Here is a 17596-nt window from a genome sequence, read left to right as displayed (position 1 = left end):
AGGGTTTAGTCGACGGTAAGGATCAGCTTACCGTCGACCGACCCGCTTTTACTTTCATCGAGCGCGGCGACGGCGTCGGCCAGGCTGCGCTCGCCCCCGATCATTACGCGGATTGCTCCGCCTTCGAGCATCTTGAGCAGCTCTCGCAAACCTGCGTGAGAAGACGTCGGCGTTTCTGCCATATTGATATTGATTGCGAACAGGCCGCGCTCGGAGAACCATTTCACGTCGGCGGCACCGATGGTCGAGACGATTTTCCCACCCTTCTTGAGCGTGCCCGCCATCGCGGAGATCGCGTCCGGGCCGTCGACCAAGTCCAAAACCGCGTCGACGCCGTGCGGATGGGCAGCCCGGATTGTTTCCACGACGTTCTGCTCATCATAGGCAATGAACTCGTCGACTCCGAGCGAGCGCGCGAGCTGCTCGTTCGATCGACGCGCGGTTCCAATGACGCGCGCCCCGCGGTCACGCGCGATCTGCACCGAAAAGCTCCCGACGCCGCCGCTCGCTGCCAGCACCACCACGATCGAACCTTTTTCAACGCCGAGCGCGTCGAGCGCGGCCAGCGCAGTAAGTCCGGCCGTCGGGAGCGCCGCGGCTTCCGCATCGCCGACGTCGTCGGGGATCTTGGCGATCGGCTGGGAGTGATCGTCATCGGGAACAAGCGTGTACTCGGCGTACGCACCGTGAGCGCGCGCGATGCCGAATAGGCGCTCGCCTTCGTGGTATTTCAAAACGCCTGGGCCCGTCGCGCTGACAATGCCGGCGAAGTCCTGCCCGAGGACGAACGGCATCGCGCGCCCACCTCTATCGCGTATTTTCCAATCCATGGGGTTGACGCCCGCCGCCGTAACGCGGACCAAAATTTCGTGGGACGCCGGCTGGGGAACCGGAATTTCTTTGAGCTCCCCGCGGTCGCCACGGTGCTCGATAACCGCAGCTTTCATCGCCCGAGTTTTTGCCCTCTCGCGTCAGGCTCCAAACGGCAGGAGGGCGGTTTCGGCGGCCGCCCAAAGAGGGCGGAATGGTAAGCGCCTTCATCCTCATGAGGGTCGAACGGCAGCGGCTGCGCTCGATCGCTGACGATTTGCTCGCCGTCGAGGGGATTGCCGAAGTCTACTCGGTCGCGGGACCCTACGATCTCGTTGCCATCGCTCGCGTGAAACGGCACGAAGAGCTCAACGATCTGGTGACCGAGCACGTCGCAGCGCTCGACGGCATCCTCAGCACCGAAACGCTGATCGCCTTCAGGTCCTTCTCGAAGAAGGATCTCGGCCTGCTCTGGGACGTCGGCGACTGACGCGCTACGGCAGCTCCATCCGGTAGAAGTGCGTGTCGTCGATGCTCAAGCGCTGCGCGCGGCCGCCGGCGGACGCGTCGAAGCGCACGATCGAATCTCCCAGCGCGAAGTTGCCGTTTGCGAGCGGCCGCAGCGGGCTGACCCCGTCGAGGGTGAGCTTGTCTTTGACGATCACCGCTCGGGTGATCGCCGGCTGACCGAAGAACGTGTTCTCGTAACGGCCAACCAGTGCATTCCAACTGGCCGGATGAGCAAAGGTCTGTGGTCCGCGGTAGCGCTCGTTTGCCAACCAGCGCGAGCCGTAACTCATCTCGACGACCTTGCTCTGCCGGTCGCGTCCGAACGCCAGCAAAAAGACTGCGAACTGCGGTGCGTCGGCCCAAAAGAGATCCGTTCCGCGTGAGTAGAGCGCGATCTCTCTACCGGCGTCTTCCAGGTAGAGCCGGTCACCTCGTGCGGCAACCCGCAGTGGCGGCGAGCCTGCGGCCGAATAGGTTCCCTCGTATTCGGCAGCTCGCGCGACGTGCGCCGGATCGGGCGCCGGCGGCGCCGCAGGCAGCGGCTCGCCGAGGCTTTGCGCCCGCAGTACCTTCATTGCGTAAAGCACGATCGCGCACGGATGAAGCGGCGCTTCGACGAGGTTCGCAAACGCAATCACGCCGTATCCGCGCGTGAGGTTCGCTTGCATGCAAGCGGTGTATCCCGAGATGCCTCCGGTGTGCCCGATCAAGCGGTCACCGCCGTCGGCGAACGTCGCCAGCCCGTAAGCGTACTGTCTGTAAAACGCCGGCGCTTCCTCGAGTACGGTGCTCGGCGACCCGGCCGGTCTCCCATTCGAAAATGTGTCGGCGGAGGTCATCGCGGCAAACGTCGCCGGCGAGATCAGGCGGCTTCCGCCGGCGGTTTTCCCGCCGTTTAAATAAAAGCGAATGTAGCGTGCCATATCCTCCGGCGTTGAGAGCACCGAACCCGCCGGATCGACAAAGTCGAATGGCGGTGAGGGAACCAGCGGCGGTGCGAGCGACGCAGGCCGGTCGTTATCGCGGAACTGATAACCGACGGCGGCATCGGTCATTTGGTCAGGCGTAAAGACCGGTGAGCTCGCCCTCATTCCGATCGGTTGGAGGACGCGCGCTTGGAGTGCGTCGGCCCACGGCTTCCCGTCGAGACGCGCGAGTACGGCGCCCGCCGTCGCATAACCGTCGTTCGAATACGACCAAGATGTGCCGGGCACAAAGAGCGTTTTTGCCGTGCGTAAGGCCCAAACGTCGTAGACGTACCCCGGCTCGGCGGCGTAATCGTCCGGAATCCCTGCGGTGTGGGAGAGGAGCTCGTGCACGAGAATCGGGCCGCCCAGCGATTTGATTGCAAACCACGGAAGGTAGCGCCGAACCGGCGCGCTCAGATCGAGGCGTCCGGAGTCGCGCAGCTCGAGCAGCGCAAGCGCCGTCATCGACTTCGTTATCGAACCGATCGCGAATCTCGTTTCACCGGTAACTGGTGACTGCGTTTCGCGATTCGCGAAGCCTAGGGTAATGATTCGCAGCGTTCTCGTCCGGTCGGTGATCGCCACCGAGAGACCGGGCGTACCTTGTTCGCGCATCGCTCGCGGCGCGTACGCAGCGATTGCGTCGAGCGCGTCCGGCATGCCCGAAGCTGCTCCGGCGCGCGCCGGCGCAAGCGGCTGGAGCGCTGCGATGCCCAGCGATGCGAGGGTTCGGAGGAGGAGACGGTTATGCATCGGCAATGAGTCATCCCTCGAATCGCCCGCTTCCTTCCGCTCTGCGATCGTGCCCGAGGAGCCGGAACTGCCGGCGTGCAACGCTGGGCGAAAAGCGAGGGTTATCCACACTACTATGGCACGTATCTACGACAATTTGGCCGATACGTTCGGCAACACGCCGCTGGTCAAAATACCGCGTCTGAACGAGGGCGTTCCGGGCACCGTCCTGGTGAAGATGGAATCGTTCAATCCCGCGGGTTCCGTGAAAGACCGCATCGGCGTCTCGATGATCGAGGCCGGCGAGCGCGAAGGGCGGCTTCTGCCCGGAATGACGATTCTGGAGCCGACGAGCGGTAATACCGGCATCGCGCTTGCGTTCGTCGCCGCGGCCAAGGGGTATCCGATCATCCTCGTGATGCCCGACACGATGACGATCGAACGCCGCAGCCTCCTCAAAGCCTATGGCGCGCAAGTCGTGCTGACTCCCGGAGCGGAGGGAATGCCCGGTGCGATTCGCCGCGCGAGCGAGATCGCCGCGGCAGCGCCCGGAAAGTATTTCGTGCCCGCGCAGTTCGAGAATCCCGCGAATCCGGAGGTTCATCGCCGCACGACGGCCGAAGAGATTTGGCGCGACACCGACGGCGCGGTCGATGCCGTCGTCTCGGCGGTCGGCACCGGCGGCACGATCACCGGCGTTGGTGAGGTTTTGAGAGCGAGAAAACCCGGCGTGCGAATTATCGCCGTCGAGCCCGATGCTTCGCCCGTTCTTTCGGGCGGCAAACCGGGCCCGCATAAGATTCAAGGTACCGGCGCCGGCTTCGTGCCGAAAGTTCTCAATACCGAGGTCTACCAGGAGGTCATTCGCGTTACGGACGCCGACGCAATCGCGACCGCGCGCCGCCTCGCACGCGAAGAGGGTATGCTCGTCGGCATCTCCGCGGGCGCGAACGTTTGGGCTGCGCTGCAAGTCGCAAAGCGGCCGGAGATGCGCGGCAAGCTTATCGTCACGATCGGCTGCGATACCGGCGAACGCTACCTGAGCAATCCGGTATTCGCCGACCAAGAAGCGACGATCGTCGAACCAGCGCTGGTTTGATTTCTCCGGAGCTTCTGGTCGACGTAACCCGCGGCGACTACGTCGAGTCCGTCCATCGGGTGGCGGCCTGCGCGGCAGACGCGAACGGACGCGTGCAGTTCGCCGCCGGCGATATCGAATCGCCGGTCTACCTGCGCTCGACCGCAAAGCCGTTCATCGCCGCCGCAGCGATCCAAGCCGGCGTCGCCGCGCGGTTCGGGCTCGAACCGCGTGAGATCGCGGTGATGACGGCGTCGCACGTCGGAGAGCCGTTCCATGTGGCCGCCGTCGAATCTATTCTGAGGAAGATCGGCTTGGACGCATCTGCGCTGCAATGCGGCGTGCATGCGCCGTATGACGAAGCTGCGGCGGCGGCATTGCGCCGGACCGATACCGCCCCGACCGTGCTCCACAATAACTGCTCCGGAAAGCACGCGGGGATCCTCGCTCTGTGCCTGGCGATCGGCGCCGACATCGCCACGTACCTGCGCGTCGACAATCCCGCGCAGCAGCGCATTCTCGCGCTGTGTGCGCGAGTCTCGGACGACGACGCGACGAGGTGGCCGCTCGCCGTCGACGGCTGCGGCATACCGGTCTACGCTACGGGGCTGCGAAATGCGGCGACGTCGTTTGCGCGTTTGGCGACGCTGGCAGAGGTCGACGACGCCGATGCGCGCGCACTCGAAGTCGTTCGAGACGCTATGCTCGCGTATCCGCAGTACGTTGCCGGCACCAGCCAGTTCGATACCGAACTGATGATCGCAGGCGCGGGTAACCTCGTTTCGAAGGCAGGCGCGGAGGGCGTGCAGGGTGCGAGCGCGGTCGCCGAGGGCTACGGTTTTGCCGCGAAGGTCGTCGACGGCGCATCGCGAGCGAGGGGACCCGCCTCAATCAGCGCGCTTGCGCGCCTGGGACTTCTCGACGAGGTAAAAGCCGCTCGGCTGGCGCGTTTTGCGCGGCCGGCCGTGTACAATCGGGCCGGAGTTGCCGTTGGGGAGATAGCCGTCCGGGATCGTGTCTGAGTACCTGAGCGAACTCGCGCAACGCGTCCTAATCTTCGACGGCGCTATGGGGACGCAGCTCATGGCGCTGGAACTCTCCGCTTCGGATTTCGGCGGCGCCCCGCGGGCCGGCTGTAACGAGGTGCTCGTCCTCACGCGCCCCGATATCGTGCGTACGATTCACGAGTCGTATCTCGCCGCCGGTGCCGACGTCGTGGAGACCGATTCGTTTACCGGGTCGCGAATAAAACTCGACGAGTACGGTCTCGGCGAGCAAACCTACGAGATCAACTTCCGTGCCGCCGCGATCGCTCGCGAAGCCTGCGACGCGTTCTCGACGGCGCAGCGGCGCTTTGTCGCGGGCTCGATGGGACCGACCGGGATGCTGATCTCGTCCTCCGATCCGACGCTCTCAAACGTTACCTACGCGAAGCTGCGCGAGACCTACGGCGAACAGGCGAGGGCGTTGGTCGAAGGCGGCGCCGATCTGCTCGTGCTCGAGACGATGCAGGACCTGCTCGAACTGAAGGCGGCGATAGCCGGAATCGTGCTCGAGTTCGAGCGCGGATTGCGACGCGTCCCGATTCAGGCTCAGCCAACCCTCATCACCGAAGGTCGCATGCTCCTGGGTACCGACATTCGCGCGATTCGCGCGACGCTCGACGCGCTCCCGATCGACGTCATCGGCCTCAACTGCTCGACAGGTCCCGCACAGATGCGCGACTCGATCCGTTTTCTTTGCGAGAACTCGCGCTGCTTCGTAAGCGTCGTGCCGAACGCCGGCCTTCCGCTGATGGGACCGCACGGTGAAACGATCTATCCGGAGAGCCCGGACGAGCTTGCGGCCGAGCTGAGTGCCTTCGTTCGCGATTTCGGAGTCGACGCGGTCGGCGGGTGCTGCGGCACGACGCCCGCGCACATCACCGCGCTGCGCGATGCGGTCGCGGCGGTACGGCGGCGAACGAGGCCGCACGTCGAGCGGCCGCAAGAAGTCGCCTCGGCAATTACGGCCGCATCCCTCGAACAAGAGCCGCGTCCGCTTCTGGTCGGCGAGCGCATCAACGCACAGGGCTCGCGCAGAGTAAAGCGTTTGCTGTTGGAGGAGAGTTACGACGATATCGTCCTGCTGGCGCGAGAGCAAGTCGAAGGCGGCGCCCACGTGCTCGATCTCTGCTGCGCGCTAACCGAACGAGCCGACGAGGACGAGCAGATGCGAACGCTCGTGCGACGGCTCGCTCAATCGATCGAAGCGCCGTTGGCTATCGACTCGACCGAGCCCAAAGTGATGCAGACCGCGCTGGAAAACTATCCGGGCCGCGCGATCCTCAACTCCGTCCATCTCGAGGCGGGGCGCGCGAAGATCGACGTGATTCTTCCGCTGGCAAAAGAGCACGGGGCCGCAGTCGTCGCCCTTACGATCGACGAGCAGGGAATGGCAAAGACCGCCGAGCGCAAACTCGAAGTCGCACGCCGCATCTACGAGATCGTCGTGGGCGAGTACGGGCTGCCGCCGGGAGCCCTGATCTTCGACGCGCTGACCTTTACGTTGTCGACCGGCGATCCCGAGTTTGCCGATTCGGCGGTCGAGACGATGGAAGGGATTCGCGCGATCAAGCGCGATCTTCCCGGATCGCTCACATCGCTGGGAATCTCGAACGTTTCCTTCGGGCTGCGCCCCGACGCCCGCGCGGCGCTCAACTCGGTCTTTCTCTACCATTGCGTGGAAGCCGGTCTCGATTGCGCGCTCGTCTATGCCAAAGAGATCGTTCCGTATTTCGAGATCGAAGCCGAGGTGCGCGAGCTGTGCGACGATCTCGTCTTCAATCGGCGTCCCGATGCGCTGCCGCGGCTCATCGAACACTTCGAGGCCGCGCGCTCGCAGGGACGGCCCGACGGCGAAGGGGTCGAGCTGACGGAGTCGGCGGCCCAAGACGTCGCCGTGGAGGAGCGCATCCATCAGGCGATCCTGCGACGGCGTAAGGACGGCATCGAGAAGGCGATCGATGAAGCGCTGCTGGCGCGCACGCCCGTCGAAGTGCTCAACGAGATCCTCCTGCCGGCGATGAAGGACGTGGGCGACCGCTTCGGCCGTGGAGAGCTAATTCTGCCGTTCGTCCTGCAATCGGCCGAAGTGATGAAGCGAGCCGTCGCGCATCTCGAGCAGTTCCTCGAGCGAACCGAGGGCACGACGAAAGGAACGGTCGTCCTCGCGACGGTGTTCGGCGACGTGCACGACATCGGAAAGAATCTAGTGCACACGATTTTGGCGAACAACGGCTACACGGTTCACGACCTCGGAAAGCAAGTCCCGATGAGCTCGATACTCGAGAAAGCGGTGGAGGTCAAGGCCGACGCAATCGGTCTCTCGGCGCTCCTCGTCTCGACCAGCAAACAAATGCCGGTCTGCCTCGAAGAGCAAGACGTCCGCGGCCTGCACTTTCCGGTCATCATCGGGGGTGCGGCGATCAACCGCGATTTCGGGCGCCGCATCGCGCTGCTGCAAGACGGCTCGCGCTTCTTCGAACCCGGCGTCTTCTACGCGCGAGATGCATTCGAGGGGCTCGAGCTCGTCGACGCGCTCACCAGCGACCCGCAAAAGCGATCGGACCTCCTCGAACGAACCAAACGCGAAGCGCTGGCGCAGCGGGAGCGGCGCGCTGTGGTTCCGGCAGCCCGCGTAGCCTCGGTTTCAGCGATCAAAACCGAGCTCGCACCCGTACCCGTTCCTCCGTTCTTGGGCGTTCGAACCCTGGAGATCGACTTCGAAGAGCTATGGGGGTGCTTTGATTTGCGCAGTCTTTACCGTCTCTCGTGGGGCGCGTCGAATACGAAGGGCGAGGCCTTCGAACGCCTCGTGCGCACGGAGTTCGAGCCCCGGCTGGCTCGCTATCAAGCGGCAGCGCCGCGCGAACGGCTGATCGAACCGGTCGCCGTCTACGGTTACTTCCCGGCCGCTGGGCTAGGCGACGACGTACTTATCTACGACCCGCTCCGGCCCGATCGCGAGATTGCACGCTTTCCATTTCCGCGTCAGGCGGGCGGAGAGCACCTAAGCCTTGCGGACTACCTGCGCGAGCCCAATAACGGCGCCGCGAGCGACGTCGTGGCCCTGCAAATCGTTACCGTCGGGCGCAATGCCGGTGCGCAAATCGAACGGTTGCAGGCGGCGGGTGACTATAGCGAATCGTACTTCCTCCACGGCTTCTCCGTGCAGGCAGCCGAAGCGCTCGCCGAGTACGCGCACCGCAACATTCGTCGTGAGCTGGGGCTGCCGGCGGCGCGCGGAAAACGCTATTCGTGGGGCTATGGGGCCTGCCCGGATCTCGACCAGCACGCAACCGTCTTCACTTTGCTCGACGCCGCTGCGAGGATCGGCGTAACGCTGACGGAGGCATTCCAGATCGTACCCGAGCAGTCGACCGCGGCGATCGTTATGCACCATCCGAAAGCCGCATATTTCAACGCTGCCGCGACCAAAGAGATCGCGGTGTGAGTATTCCCCGGTTGAATTTGAGGGGCCAAGCGACCCGCACGAGCTCCGGCGCTCGCTGAGAGGGCGCCCCGCGAGGAGCCTGCTCAGCAGGCCGTGGCCGGTTGTGGGCGTACCGTTGCTTTTCAATGACCGTCCGCACGATTCTCACCATCGGCTTGGTCATCGTCGCGCTCGCGCTCATCGTCGCGCTCGTCCGGGCGTTGCCGCGGCATCGTCCGGTGATGCCCGAGCCGATGCGAGGCCTGATCGGGGTGCTGATCGGCTTTCTGACCAACTTTTTCGATACGCTGGGCATCGGCTCGTTTGCCACGACGACGTCGTTGTTCAAGTTTCTGCGGCTCGTTCCGGACGAAAAGATTCCTGGAACGCTCAACGTCGGCCACGCGCTGCCGACGGTTGCGGAGGCCGCGATCTTCATCACGATCGTCTCGGTCGAACCTCGCACGTTGATTTTGTTGATCCTGGCCTCGGTCGCCGGGGCCTGGCTCGGTGCCGGTTTCGTCGCGCGTCTGCCGCGCCGTTACGTACAGATCGGGATGGGCACCGCGTTGCTCGCGGCGGCGGTGCTCTTCGTCTTGAGCAACCTCAAAGGAAGCCAGTTCGGCCTGGTCGGCAGCGGACTCGGGCTCGAAGGCACGCGGCTGTGGATCGGCATCTTCGTCAGTTTCTGTTTGGGAGCATTGATGACGATCGGGATCGGGCTCTACGCACCGTGCATGATAATGGTAAGCCTCCTCGGCATGAACCCCATCGCCGCCTTTCCGATCATGATGGCGTCGTGCGCGTTCTTGATGCCGATCGCGAGCCTGCGATTCATCCGCTTCGACGCGTTCTCGATGCGCGCGGCCCTCGGTCTGACGCTGGGCGGTATACCGGGCGTTCTAATCGCCGCCTTTTGGATCAAGCAGATGAATCTCGTTACGCTGCGCTGGATCGTCGTCGCGGTGGTGATCTACGCTGCCGTCGTCATGCTGCGCTCCGCGGCCCAGCGGGCCGCCGGCGAGACAGAGTACGCGTACGCCGAGGGGCAATAGCCGCCGCTAAGCCCCCGAACGGTCGACACCAACGAACGATGCCGCTACGCGGCGACTTCGATCGTGCTGTAGACAAAGCGTCCGCCGACCATCGTCGCGACGACGCGATACTCCTTATCCCAGAACGACAGATCGGCGCGCAGGCCGCGCGCGATGCGCCCCATCTCCGTTTCGTGCCGGATCATCCTCGCCGGCGCGTGTGTAGCGGCGACGATCGCCTGAGCGAACGGAATCTGCGCGTACGACATGTAATTCCGCAGCGCCTCGTCCATGCGCAGCGCGCTTCCGGCGATCGTGCCGTCGGCCGAGCGGACGACGCCGCCTTCGATATGATATCCCGGATCGGCGACGGGCATTGCGTCGGTGACGAGCACCAGCCGATCGCCCAGCGTGCGGTGAAGAATGTCGACCATGACCGGCGAAACGTGGTAGCCGTCGCAGATCACCTGAACCAGGGTGCGGCGGTCCTGAATGAACGCCGCCAGAATCGATGGATCTCGGTGGTCGAGGGGCGGCATCCCGTTGAACGCGTGCGTCAGCGAACGGAAGCCCAAGCCGATCGCGAGCATTCCTTCGCGGTAACGGGCCCCCGTGTGGCCTGCCGAGCAGACGACGCCGTTCTCGAGAAAGACGCGCAGGGCTTCGCTCGCGCCGTCGATCTCGGGCGCCATCGTTACCAGAAGGCAGGCGCCTTTGCACGCGTCAACCATCTCCTGCGCGCGCACCGCGCCGGCCGGAAGCAGCCACTCGTGGCGATGAATTCGGCGAAACTTCGCGTTGAGGAACGGGCCCTCGAAATGAATGCCGAGGCAGCGGGCGCCGCTGGGCTCGTCTTCCTCGAGTTGATTCGCCGCTTCGACGATTTCGTAGGCCGCGTGAAGCATCGATTCCCAGGGTGCCGTCATAACGCCGGCGACGAAGCCGGTCGCTCCGGTCTGCGGATAGGCGGCGGCAACGACGCCGACCGCATTGCCTTGGTCCCGGTTGAAGAGATATTCGCCGGCACCGTTCGTGTGAACGTCGATTAGGCCGGGCGCGATCGTGCTGCCCGGGGGCAGCGGGTAATCGGAGGGCCCGTCGGCGGCCAGCACTCCGGCGATTCTACCGTTTTCGATGGCCAAACGGCCGAAGGTGGACGTTCCGTCGCCCACCGCTACGAAAGCCGGCCCTAAGAGTTGCGTAGACATTTTCTTTAACCTCGAATCAACGCGAGGGCTTCGTCGCGGTGCTCCTCCATGAGCGCGCGCGTGTCGCCCTCGACGTTAAGCCGTAGTAACGGTTCGGTGTTTGACGGCCGCACGTTCATCCACCAGTCCGGATAGCCGATCGAAAGGCCGTCGAGGCGATCGATCGCGGCATCCGCATAGCGCTGCTCGAGCTGCGCGAGTTTCGCGGCGGCGCCGGCGACTTTGCTGTTGATCTCGCCCGAGCGAAACCGCGTGTCGATCGGGGCAATGATCTCGCTGACCGGCCGCCTCGCCTCGCTGAAAAGCTCCAAGCATGAGAGAAATGCGATCATGCCGGAGTCGGCGTACCAGTTGTCGCGAAAGTAAAAGTGTCCGCTGTGCTCTCCCCCGAAGACGACGTCTTGCTCGCGCATCATCGCTTTTATAATCGAGTGCCCGACCCTCGAGCGAATGGGAACTCCGCCCGCTTTCGCGATCAGTTCGGGAACGCTGCGACTGCAGATAAGGTTGTACAAGATCTTTGCGCCGGGCTGCTTTTTGAGCGTGAGGAGCGCCACCAGCGCGGTTACCGTGCTGCCGTCGATCAAGGCGCCTTTTTCATCCACCAGAAACATCCGGTCCGCGTCGCCGTCGAAAGCTACACCGAGATCGCAGGAGCGCTCGAGCACGGCGGCCTGCAGATCGACCATGTTCTCGGGCTCGATCGGGCTTGCCGGATGGTTTGGAAAATTCCCGTCGAGTTCGAAGTACAGCGGAACTATTTCACACGGCAGCTTACCAAACACGTACGGGATCGTCTCGCCCGCCATCCCGTTGCCGGCATCGACCGCGATGCGCAGCGGCGCGATCTTCGCGCGGTCGACGAACGATAGGCAGTGTTCGGCGAAGTCTTCGAGAACGTGGCGCGAAGCGACGCTCCCTTTCTTTTCGGCCGCCGGCGGAAGAGCGTTGGCGGCCAGCTCGTCGCGCAGCGTCGCCAATCCGGTATCGAGCGAGATCGCTTGCGCCTGGGAGCGCGTGAACTTCATGCCGTTGTACGCGGCCGGATTGTGGGATGCCGTGATCATTACGCCGCCGTCAAAGTCGTACTTCCCCACGGCGAAGTAAAGCGCATCGGTCGAGACCAATCCGATATCGACGACGTCTGCCCCGGCCTCCGAAGCTCCCCGCGCGAAGGCCTCGAACAGCGGGCCGCCGGAGGCCCGCATATCGCGGCCCACCACGACGGTCGGCTTGGACGACGAGCTGCCCGAGCGCAGCAAAGGTACGAAGCACCGGCCGATCCCGTAGGCGACGTTATCGCTCATTTCAGACGGATAAACGCCCCGAACGTCGTAGGATTTGAAAATCGTGGAGTCTATCCGGTCCTGCACCGCCCGCAGTTCTTCGACCGCACGCTCGTGACGCCTTTGTGACGAACGGGCCCTTCGTTCGCGTTACCGGAACGCTGTTGCTCACGGCGTTCTTGCTCTTGTCGCTGGGTGTCGCCATCCAGGGAACGTTCGAAACGCGCGCCTCGATATCGAATACCTTCGCACGGCAGTCGCAGATCCAGCAGGCGCAGATCGACCTCGAGGAGCTCCTGCGCCTGCAGATCGACGAAGAAAATTCGCTGCGCGGCTATCTGCTAACCAGGGACCCGTTTTATAAGAGCGAGTACCGATCGGCCTCCGCCGGCTACGACGCGAAAGAGAGCGCGATTCACGCAACCCTGCAGGAACGGCAGCTCACGGGTGCGGGGCAGCTCCTTGGAGATTACGCGAACCTCCAGCGCGAATGGCGCAGCAGCGTCGCCGTACCGTTGTTCGCGCATCCGCGCGTGCGCCTCGAAGAGCTCGACAAGCGCAACAAACTCTTCTCCGACTACGAAACCATGACGGTGGCGGCGATTCGCCGGGCGCTCGCGCAAACCGGCGACGACCTCGCTCGCAGCACGCAAGACGAGCTCGATCGTTCCTCGTACGCGCGCGCCTCATGGGTGCTCGTTTTCGGCCTGCTCGCCATCGTTTTCAACGCATACCGTTCGCAGCTGAACCGCGAGCTCGAGGAAGAGCGCAGCTTTACACGGATTCTTCAGCGGGCGTTCCGGAGCGAATCGACCCCGCTGCCGAACTGCGACATCGGCAGCGCGTACCTCTCGGCGACGAGCCACCTTGCAGTTGGCGGCGACGTGTTCGACATCTACCGTCTCTCGGAGGATCGTGCCCTCCTGTTGATCGCCGATATCAGCGGCAAAGGGGTCGATGCCGCGGTGCTCACCGCATTCGTCAAGTTCATGGTTCGTGCCATCGCGCTGCGCAACAGCGCGCCCGCGGCAATCCTCGCCGAGTTCAACGTCGTCCTTTCGAAGGCGGTCGAAGATCCGTATCTCTTCGCCTCGATGTTCGTCGGCCTGCTCGATACGAACCGGTTCGGATTGACCTATGCGAGCGCCGGCCACGACGCGATATTCGTGCGCCGCCCCGAGGGCGTCGTCGCACTCGACGTAACCGGGCCGGTACTCGGCGTCATGGACGAACCCTTCGAGTCGCGAACGATCGATTTACACCCCGGAGACACGCTGGTCTTAGCGACTGATGGTTTGACCGAGGTTCGGAACCGCGCCGGAGAACAGCTCGGCGACAAGGGCGCGATGGAGGCGATCGCTGCGGCCGGCACGGAGGCTCAGACGCTCGCCGACGATCTGGTCAAGAAGGTGCGCGAGCGGGGCGGCAGCCGCGTCCGCGACGATCTGGCGGTTTTAGCAATTCGAGTCTTGCGTACCGGCGCCAATGACGCGTAAGGCGCTGTTGATCCTAGCTGGCTGCATGATTGCGCTTACGGCGCGCGCGGTCGCCGATTGCCGAGCGCACAAGGGCGAGCACGTAGTGCTCTACAGCACGACGGACGACCCGTCCGTGCTGATGTGGGATTCCCGCGCGCGGCTGCGCACCTATCACGGCGCTTCGTTCGACGTCGCGCAGGCGCTGCTGCCGCACGCGCTGCTGGTCGCGCCGGGGACGCACGCCGACGTCATCTCGTGCATCCCGGACTACGTGACCTCGCCGCTGTTCACGGGCCCGGAGTCGGCAGTCGGCGTCATCGTCACGAGCGGTCCATCGCGCGGGGCCGCTCGCTGGGTGCTGGGCTCAGACGTGAGGATGTTCAAGAAGCGGTAGCAGCGCGCGGCGAAGGGTGAACGCGATCCCATACGTCTCCTGCAGCAGCCTTCCGTCCCGCAACGCTTCGGGCGCAGAGATACTCAGCAGCCGCCCGTCGCCCAGAAGCGCGACGCGGTCTGCGTATTCCGCGGCTTCGTTGACGTCGTGAAGCGCGCATACGATGCTCTTTCCGTCCTTGGCGAGGCCGCGAAGCAACGCGAGTATCTCGTGCGCCACGGCGACGTCGAGATGACTGGTAGGTTCGTCGAGCAGCAGAATTGGAGTCTCTTGGGCCAGTCCGAGCGCGATCCAGACCCGCTGGCGCTCGCCCGCGCTCAGTGTCGAGAAGAGACGCTCGGCGAGGCCCTCTAGGCGGACCGCTTCGAGCGCGCGCGCGATCGCGGTCCCGTCTTCTCGGGCCGCGTGCCATTGCCACCATCGATGGTGCGCGAAGCGCCCAATTGCGACGACGTCGCGCACCTGCAGCGCTTCGAGAAAGACTTCGTCGCCGGTTACGAAGGCGATCCTCTGCGCACGTTCGAGCGCGTGGAGCGACTCGCTGCGCCGCCCGTCGATGAGGATCGTCCCCGATGCGGTGCGGTGCAGTCCCGCGATCGCGCGCAGAAGCGTCGTCTTGCCGGCGCCGTTGCGCCCAAGAACGGCGAGGAACTCACCGGGTGCGACGCTCGCGTCGATGCGCGCGAGGAGTCGGCGGCCGCCGACGGAGAGTTCGACTCCGCGAAGCTCGATCATCAGAGGCTCCCGCGTTGCGTGGCCGGACGCAGATAAAGATAGAGGAACGTCGGGACGCCGATGAACGCCAAAAGGACTCCGATCGGGAGCTCGGCGGGAGCGACGATTCTGCGGCAAATCGTATCGGCGCACATGCAAAGCGCCGCGCCGATGGAGACGCAGGCAGGCAACAGCACGCGGGCATCGGAGCCGACGATGCGCCGCGCGAGGTGGGGAACGATCAGCCCGATGAAACCGACGAGGCCGGCGAGCACGACGCTGCTCGCGGCCAGCAGCGACGACGCTGCAAGCATTACCCACTGCGCGCGGGCGACGTTGAGGCCGATGCTGCGCGCGCGCAGCTCGCCGATCCGAAGCGCGTTGAGCGGCGCCGCCGCCGAAAGCGCGAGGAGCGTGCCGGCCACGACGTAGGGTGCGGCCGCCGCGAGATCCGGCCAGCCGCGGCCCGCCATCGAACCGGCGAGCCAGGCGACGACGGTGCTTGCATACTCCGTCGATTGCGCGCGCACAACCGCGAGGGTCACGATCGCGGCGAAGAGCGTCGAGAGCGAAACGCCGGCGAGTATCAGCCGATTGGAGTCGATGCCGTCCCCGCGCCGCGCCAACGCGGCGACCAATAATGCGGCACCCAAACCTGCGACAAAGCCGATCGCCGGCGAAGCCGCTGCGGAGACGCCGGCGACGATCGAAATCGCAATTGCCGCGGCGGCCGCGGCGCTAACGCCGGTGAGGTACGGATCGACCAGTGGGTTGCGCAACATACCCTGCAGCAGCGCGCCGCAGAGCGCCAGCGACGCGCCGACCGTGGCGGCGATGCAGACGCGGGGCAGCCGGAGTTGCCAAACGATCGTGTGCAGCGTTCCCGGCGCGCCGGGATGAAGCAGCGTGAAGGCGACGGCGCCGGGCTCGAGCTGGGTTGCTCCGACGAGAAGGCTGAGCGCTGCTGCCAGGAGCGGCAGGAGCACCAGCGCGGCGCCTTTCACCGGGTACGAAGCTCGACGCTGAAGGAGCGTCCCGGCATGGGATAGCCCGCGTAGAGCGCGTAGCGATCGTTTCCGAGATTGTAACCGCGCAGCGCGACGAGCAGCAGCGGGCTCAAACGATAGCCGGCGTACGCGTCGACTTGCGTAAAGGTCGACGGTTGGTGCACCGCGTAGGCCGGCGACAGGAATGGATCCGGCGCCTCTTGCGGCCCCTGCGTGCGCGCTTCGACGGCAAAGCCGTCGAAGCGGCTCGCCGGCAGTGCGTGATAGCGCAGGCCCGCGGTTACCGCGAAGACGGGTCCCCGGCCGGGCAGGCGCGACTGCGTATCGAGATCCTGGGCGCGATATAGATTGGTAACGCCAAGGTTCGCGACGAGGCCATGAAGCGGCGGCGTCTGGGCGACGAGCGTGATTCCCTGAATCGAGGCGCGTCCGACGTTCTCCGGGATGTAATATGGCGGTGGCGAAACGATCAGGTTCGATCCGCTCGTCGTAAACCAGCCGAGGCTGAGGCCGCCCCAGAGCGCCGGGTCGGAGAACGTCGCATCGCCGACGCGCGTGCGTTCGGGCGCGAGGTTGGGATTCGAAAACCCGGGATAATAGAGTTCTTCAGCGGTGGGCGCGCGGAAGGCGGTGGCGGCGTTCAAGCGCAGCTGCAGCGGACCGTCGAGGTGGACGATGCCGCCGATCGAGGGCGAGTACGCCCCGCCGAAGCCGCCGTCGCGCTCGCCGCGCAATCCAACGTAAACCTGATCTCCGTTTGTTGCAAACCACTGTGATTGCACGTAAGCGGCCGTTTGCGCGTAAGCATCGAAAATTGGCGCATTATCCGCTGCGCTCGGAGAGCCTCCGCCGGTGCCGCCGTCGACGCGAGCGTTACCCCGCAGCAGATCGATGCCGTAGACGAGGCGCTGGGCTGCGTCGCCGACCACGTTGCGCAGGCTCGCCATCCAATGCTGATCGAAAAGCATCTGCGCGTACGGCGGATTCGAGGCCGAACCCGGGCTTGGCGTCGGGTAGAACGAGTTCGGGCAGCTCGAGTCGACGGGCGTGTTGCACGTGTAGGAGAGATCGGCCGAAGAGGCACCCAGCTGCAGCGACGCGACCGAACGTTGGCCGCGGGTTTGCGCCGCAAGCTGCAGATTGCGATTGATGCTTCCCTGTTCGCTGGTCGGCGAGAAGAAGTCGAGCTCGCCGGGCGTTCCGACCAGCGACGAGGCGAGGTTGCCGCTCAAGGTGAGCTCGACCGCTCCCACCGTGTGCTGATAGCGCGCGGCAAAGCCGGTGAGGCCGGCTTGAGCGTTCTGACGATTCGGTGCGTTCTGCACCGAGTAGTCGTTGGTCGCATACGTTCGTTGAAACGAAAAATATGGCGTTTGAAACTGGTAAGTCTGTTCGCCGAAGGAGCCAGTTGCAACCGTCGCTTTGACCGTGGACGGCACCGGTGCGGTGATGATATTGACGATGCCGCCGATCGAGCCCGAGCCGTAGAGGGTCGATCCGCCGCCCTCGACGACCTCGATGCGGTCGATTCCGCTGGTCGGCATCTGTTCCAGGTCGACGTCGTCGATCTGACCGCCGGCGGTCGGTAAGCCGTCGACTAAGACCAGGACCTGTTCCGACGAGCTGCCGCGAATCCCGAGGTTGGCCACGGCGCCGAAGCCGCCATAGCGCACGATGTCGATGCCCGGTACCGAGGCCAGCGCGTCGGCGACGGTGCGAGCGCCTTGTTCTGCAATCTGGGCGTTCGTGACGACGTAGGTCGTACGAGCGGTGCGCTGCGCGTTCTCGACTCCGCGATCGCTCGTGACGACGTGCGCGATTTCGGGTACGGCAGAAGGGCTGGGTGAGGGTGAGGGTGACGCAGCGGCCGCGATCAGCGCGGCGATCAATGGAAACATCGCAAT

Annotated in this window: 14 protein-coding genes; 7 read left to right on the top strand and 7 right to left on the bottom strand. The window is 64.7% G+C overall.

Annotated elements, in window-relative coordinates; genetic code table 11:
- Window positions 1-5: 5 nt before the first annotated feature.
- Entirely contained in the window at window positions 6-947 is a 942-nt protein-coding gene (locus VGG51_05715) for an NADP-dependent oxidoreductase (protein HEY1882522.1), read from the bottom strand.
- Window positions 948-1024: 77 nt separating this feature from the next.
- Between VGG51_05715 and VGG51_05710 the strand changes: the two genes are divergently transcribed.
- The gene (locus tag VGG51_05710; protein ID HEY1882521.1) at window positions 1025-1300 is read left to right on the top strand and encodes an Lrp/AsnC ligand binding domain-containing protein; all 276 of its coding nucleotides are present in this window, start codon (window positions 1025-1027) and stop codon (window positions 1298-1300) included.
- A gap of 4 nt (window positions 1301-1304) precedes the next feature.
- On the opposite strand, the gene VGG51_05705 is transcribed toward VGG51_05710, so the two are convergent.
- Window positions 1305-3041 (bottom strand): serine hydrolase domain-containing protein, encoded by a 1737-nt coding sequence (locus tag VGG51_05705; protein ID HEY1882520.1) that lies wholly within the window; start codon window positions 3039-3041, stop codon window positions 1305-1307.
- 115 nt (window positions 3042-3156) lie between these two features.
- On the opposite strand from VGG51_05705, the gene cysK reads away from it, so the two are divergent.
- The 4 genes from cysK (at window position 3157) to VGG51_05685 (ending at window position 9626) form a co-directional block, all read left to right on the top strand.
- Window positions 3157-4119 (top strand): cysteine synthase A, encoded by a 963-nt coding sequence (gene cysK / locus VGG51_05700; protein HEY1882519.1) that lies wholly within the window; start codon window positions 3157-3159, stop codon window positions 4117-4119.
- On the top strand, window positions 4116-5120 hold the full coding sequence (locus tag VGG51_05695) for an asparaginase (protein ID HEY1882518.1): 1005 nt from the start codon (window positions 4116-4118) through the stop codon (window positions 5118-5120). Before cysK ends, VGG51_05695 begins: the two co-directional genes overlap by 4 nt.
- A complete protein-coding gene (metH, locus tag VGG51_05690; GenBank protein HEY1882517.1) occupies window positions 5113-8592 on the top strand; it encodes a methionine synthase in 3480 nt (1159 codons plus the stop codon). The genes VGG51_05695 and metH overlap by 8 nt, the downstream gene beginning before the upstream one ends.
- Window positions 8593-8717: 125 nt before the next feature.
- The gene (locus VGG51_05685; GenBank protein ID HEY1882516.1) at window positions 8718-9626 is read left to right on the top strand and encodes a sulfite exporter TauE/SafE family protein; all 909 of its coding nucleotides are present in this window, start codon (window positions 8718-8720) and stop codon (window positions 9624-9626) included.
- 44 nt (window positions 9627-9670) lie between these two features.
- Here the strand turns inward: VGG51_05685 and VGG51_05680 are convergent, their stop codons facing one another.
- Both VGG51_05680 and VGG51_05675 read right to left on the bottom strand, forming a co-directional pair.
- Window positions 9671-10813: an amidohydrolase family protein gene (locus tag VGG51_05680; GenBank protein ID HEY1882515.1), complete on the bottom strand. Its 1143-nt coding sequence runs from the start codon at window positions 10811-10813 to the stop codon at window positions 9671-9673.
- Window positions 10814-10818: 5 nt separating this feature from the next.
- Window positions 10819-12186, bottom strand: a complete 1368-nt coding sequence (locus VGG51_05675) for a hypothetical protein (GenBank protein ID HEY1882514.1) — start codon at window positions 12184-12186, stop codon at window positions 10819-10821.
- A 38-nt stretch (window positions 12187-12224) separates the two neighbouring features.
- On the opposite strand from VGG51_05675, the gene VGG51_05670 reads away from it, so the two are divergent.
- On the top strand, window positions 12225-13595 hold the full coding sequence (locus VGG51_05670) for a SpoIIE family protein phosphatase (GenBank protein HEY1882513.1): 1371 nt from the start codon (window positions 12225-12227) through the stop codon (window positions 13593-13595).
- Window positions 13596-13620: 25 nt separating this feature from the next.
- Complete coding sequence (locus VGG51_05665) at window positions 13621-13971, top strand: hypothetical protein (protein HEY1882512.1); 351 nt, start codon at window positions 13621-13623, stop codon at window positions 13969-13971.
- Here VGG51_05665 and VGG51_05660 read toward each other — a convergent pair.
- The 3 genes from VGG51_05660 to VGG51_05650 are packed head-to-tail and all read right to left on the bottom strand — an operon-like array spanning window position 13942 to window position 17590.
- Entirely contained in the window at window positions 13942-14706 is a 765-nt protein-coding gene (locus tag VGG51_05660) for an ABC transporter ATP-binding protein (GenBank protein ID HEY1882511.1), read from the bottom strand. The two genes, VGG51_05665 and VGG51_05660, sit on opposite strands and share 30 nt — an antisense overlap.
- Window positions 14706-15671 (bottom strand): iron ABC transporter permease, encoded by a 966-nt coding sequence (locus tag VGG51_05655; protein ID HEY1882510.1) that lies wholly within the window; start codon window positions 15669-15671, stop codon window positions 14706-14708. The genes VGG51_05660 and VGG51_05655 overlap by 1 nt, the downstream gene beginning before the upstream one ends.
- Before the next feature lie 14 nt (window positions 15672-15685).
- On the bottom strand, window positions 15686-17590 hold the full coding sequence (locus VGG51_05650) for a TonB-dependent receptor (GenBank protein ID HEY1882509.1): 1905 nt from the start codon (window positions 17588-17590) through the stop codon (window positions 15686-15688).
- Window positions 17591-17596 lie beyond the last annotated feature (6 nt).

Origin of the sequence: Candidatus Cybelea sp., assembly GCA_036489315.1 — a bacterium.
Lineage (GTDB): Bacteria > Vulcanimicrobiota > Vulcanimicrobiia > Vulcanimicrobiales > Vulcanimicrobiaceae > Cybelea.
This window is presented reverse-complemented; position numbering and strand designations above follow the sequence as displayed.

Coding starts and splice junctions, on each gene's coding strand:
- VGG51_05660 (HEY1882511.1), bottom strand. CDS start 14,706: ATGATCGAGCTTCGCGGAGTCGAACTCTCCGTCGGCGGCCGCCGACTC.
- VGG51_05705 (HEY1882520.1), bottom strand. CDS start 3,041: ATGCATAACCGTCTCCTCCTCCGAACCCTCGCATCGCTGGGCATCGCA.
- VGG51_05685 (HEY1882516.1), top strand. CDS start 8,718: ATGACCGTCCGCACGATTCTCACCATCGGCTTGGTCATCGTCGCGCTC.
- VGG51_05715 (HEY1882522.1), bottom strand. CDS start 947: ATGAAAGCTGCGGTTATCGAGCACCGTGGCGACCGCGGGGAGCTCAAA.
- VGG51_05710 (HEY1882521.1), top strand. CDS start 1,025: ATGGTAAGCGCCTTCATCCTCATGAGGGTCGAACGGCAGCGGCTGCGC.
- VGG51_05680 (HEY1882515.1), bottom strand. CDS start 10,813: ATGTCTACGCAACTCTTAGGGCCGGCTTTCGTAGCGGTGGGCGACGGA.
- VGG51_05650 (HEY1882509.1), bottom strand. CDS start 17,590: ATGTTTCCATTGATCGCCGCGCTGATCGCGGCCGCTGCGTCACCCTCA.
- VGG51_05665 (HEY1882512.1), top strand. CDS start 13,621: ATGATTGCGCTTACGGCGCGCGCGGTCGCCGATTGCCGAGCGCACAAG.
- cysK (HEY1882519.1), top strand. CDS start 3,157: ATGGCACGTATCTACGACAATTTGGCCGATACGTTCGGCAACACGCCG.